This is a genomic window from Terrabacter sp. P5_B1, from assembly GCF_056400505.1.
This window is the reverse complement of the sequence record NZ_JBFULD010000472.1, coordinates 1-2,279: the sequence shown is the minus strand read 5'-3', so window position 1 is coordinate 2,279 and position 2,279 is coordinate 1. Positions and strand designations below refer to the sequence as shown.

Genomic DNA, 2,279 nt, shown 5'->3' with positions numbered 1-2,279 from the left:
GGTCACGCCCCGGCCCGGCCGTCGTTGACGCAGCGTCGGATCCGCGCGGCTCTGCTCCTCGTCGCCGTCGCCTGGCTGCCCGTCTCCATCGTGCTGACGGTCACCGGTGTCCTCATGTGGATCTCGATCCCGTTTGCCGTGCTCACCATCGGAGCCGTGCTCGTGTGGCTCCGGGCCGAGGCCCAGGCCGACCGGGTGCGCGCTGGGGACGTCACGGACGAGTCCTACGGGCGGCGCGACATGGCCCACCGGGTGCCCACGCTCTCGAGCCAGGACACCCAGGTCATCCGCCGCGCCGCGGTCCCGGGTCAGTCGAAGGCCGTGGCGTCGTCCGCCGAGTCACCCGCTGTCGTCGCGCAGCGTGTCCAGCGTGGCGTGTTCGACGTCCAGGCGCCGATCCCGGGCGAGGAGCCGGTTGCCGTGGTCGAGCCCGCTCCGGCGGCAGAAGGCAGCTGGAGCCCCGTCCCGGTGCCGCGCCCGACCTACTCGCTGAAGGCCAAGGCCCAGCCGCGCTACACCGAGACCGGCATCCCGGCTGACGTGTTCGACACGCCTGAGTTCGCTGAAGAGGCAGAGGAGCTCGACGACCGAGCCCTCTTCGCCCGCCGCGCCGTCTCCCAGTAGGAACCCCGGCACCTAACCATCTCCGCCCGGCGGAGTTGGTGAGGTCGTCCGGCTGGTTCCGGGTACGGTAACTCCGCCCCGGCGGAGTTGGTGAGGTCGTCCGGCAGGTTCCGGGTGCGGTACCTCCGCCCCGGCGGAGTTGGTGAGGCCGTCGTCCGGCGGGCTCCCTGCGCAGGAGGCCCGCCGAGCGGCATACGGCTTCGGGTCAGGCGTGGGCTGGGGCGCTGCCCTCGTCGGCTGCCGCCTTCAGCTCACGGTCCAGCTCCTCCTGGGACTCGTCGCTGAAGAGGTGCTTGCCGACCGCGTTGAGGACCGCGGCGAAGGGGACCGCGACGAGGGCGCCGACGATGCCGGCGATGATCGACCCCGTCGCGATGGCGAGGATGACCGCGAGCGGGTGGACGCTGACGGCCTTGCCGAGCAGGAACGGCTGGAGCACGTGCGACTCGAGCTGCTGCACGCCGATGACGACGGCGAGCATGATGAGCGCGACCCCCGGGCCGTGTGCGACGAGCGCGAGCAGGACCGCCACCGCGCCGGAGAGCAGGGCGCCCACGATGGGGATGAAGGCCAGGATGAAGACCAGGATGCCGATCGCGAAGGCGAACGGCACCTTGAGGATCGCGGCGCCGACCGAGATCCCGACTGCGTCGACGAACGCCACGATCATCGTGGCGCGCACGAACGCCGACAGCTGCTGCCAGGCGATGACGCCGGAGGAGTCGACCCTGGGGCGCGTGGCCCGCGGGAAGAGCCGGACGATCCAGCCCCAGATGCGTGGCCCCTCGTAGAGGAAGAAGAAGAGGGAGAAGAGCGCGATGAACAGGCCTGCCACGAAGTGCGTCGCGGTGAGGCCCACCGAGGTCGCGGTGTCGCTGAGGTTGCCCGACTGGCTGACCTTGTCGCGGATCGTGTTGAAGTACTGGTCGAACTGGGCGTCGGTGATGTGGAACGACGAGCGCACCCCGTCGCGGATGCGCTCGAGGCCGGTGGCGACCTGGCCCGTCAGGTCGGAGAAACCGCTGCTGAACTGCGTGCCGACGAGCGTGAAGAGGGTGCCGATGACGATGATCGTGCCGAGCAGGGTGAGGCCCGCGGCGGCGCCGGGCTTCATCACCCGGTGCAGCGACGTGGCGACGGGGCGCAGCAGCGCCGTCAGCAGGATGGCGATCGCGACGGGGACGACGATCTCCGAGACCGTGCGCACGACGAGCGACAGCAGGTAGATCGCGGCGCCGATGAGCAGCAGGCGCCACGCCCAGTCGCTCGCGACCCGGATGCCCGGCGGCACGGCGGCAGCCTCGACGCCGGGCAGCTCGGTGGTGCCGGGGTCTTGGAGGTCGTGGGGGTCGTGGGGGACGGGCTTGGTCGCGGCGCGGGGCGGGCCGGGGGAGCCGGCGAGGTTGTCGGTCACGACCTCACCGTATGCCGCGTGGGCCTCCCGCGTGGGACACCCGCCGTGCGTGGTGGCCTCCCGGGGGATCACCGTGTCCCGATCGGGCAGCCCCCAACGCGCGAGACGGCGGATCGCACCCGCGACCACGGCCGTGCCAACACGAGCCGGATGGCCACGCTGGGCGTCGACTGCGTCGAGCTCACGCGGCTGGTCCGACCGACCTGACGAGGCTGGCTGCGTACGCTCGGGGGATGAGCAC

2 protein-coding genes are annotated in these 2,279 nt (G+C 71.7%); one reads left to right on the top strand and one right to left on the bottom strand.

Translation table 11 applies throughout. The features are described 5' to 3' along the window. Positions 1-624, top strand: a 624-nt coding sequence (locus AC1DP0_RS21025) for a hypothetical protein (protein ID WP_478088363.1), incomplete at its 5' end; no start/stop codon positions are given. Positions 625-829: 205 nt separating this feature from the next. Here the strand turns inward: AC1DP0_RS21025 and AC1DP0_RS21020 are convergent. Then, positions 830-2,038 carry an AI-2E family transporter gene (locus AC1DP0_RS21020; RefSeq protein ID WP_478088359.1) on the bottom strand — a complete coding sequence of 403 codons (1,209 nt, stop codon included), beginning with the start codon at positions 2,036-2,038 and terminating at the stop codon, positions 830-832. Positions 2,039-2,279: the final 241 nt, after the last annotated feature.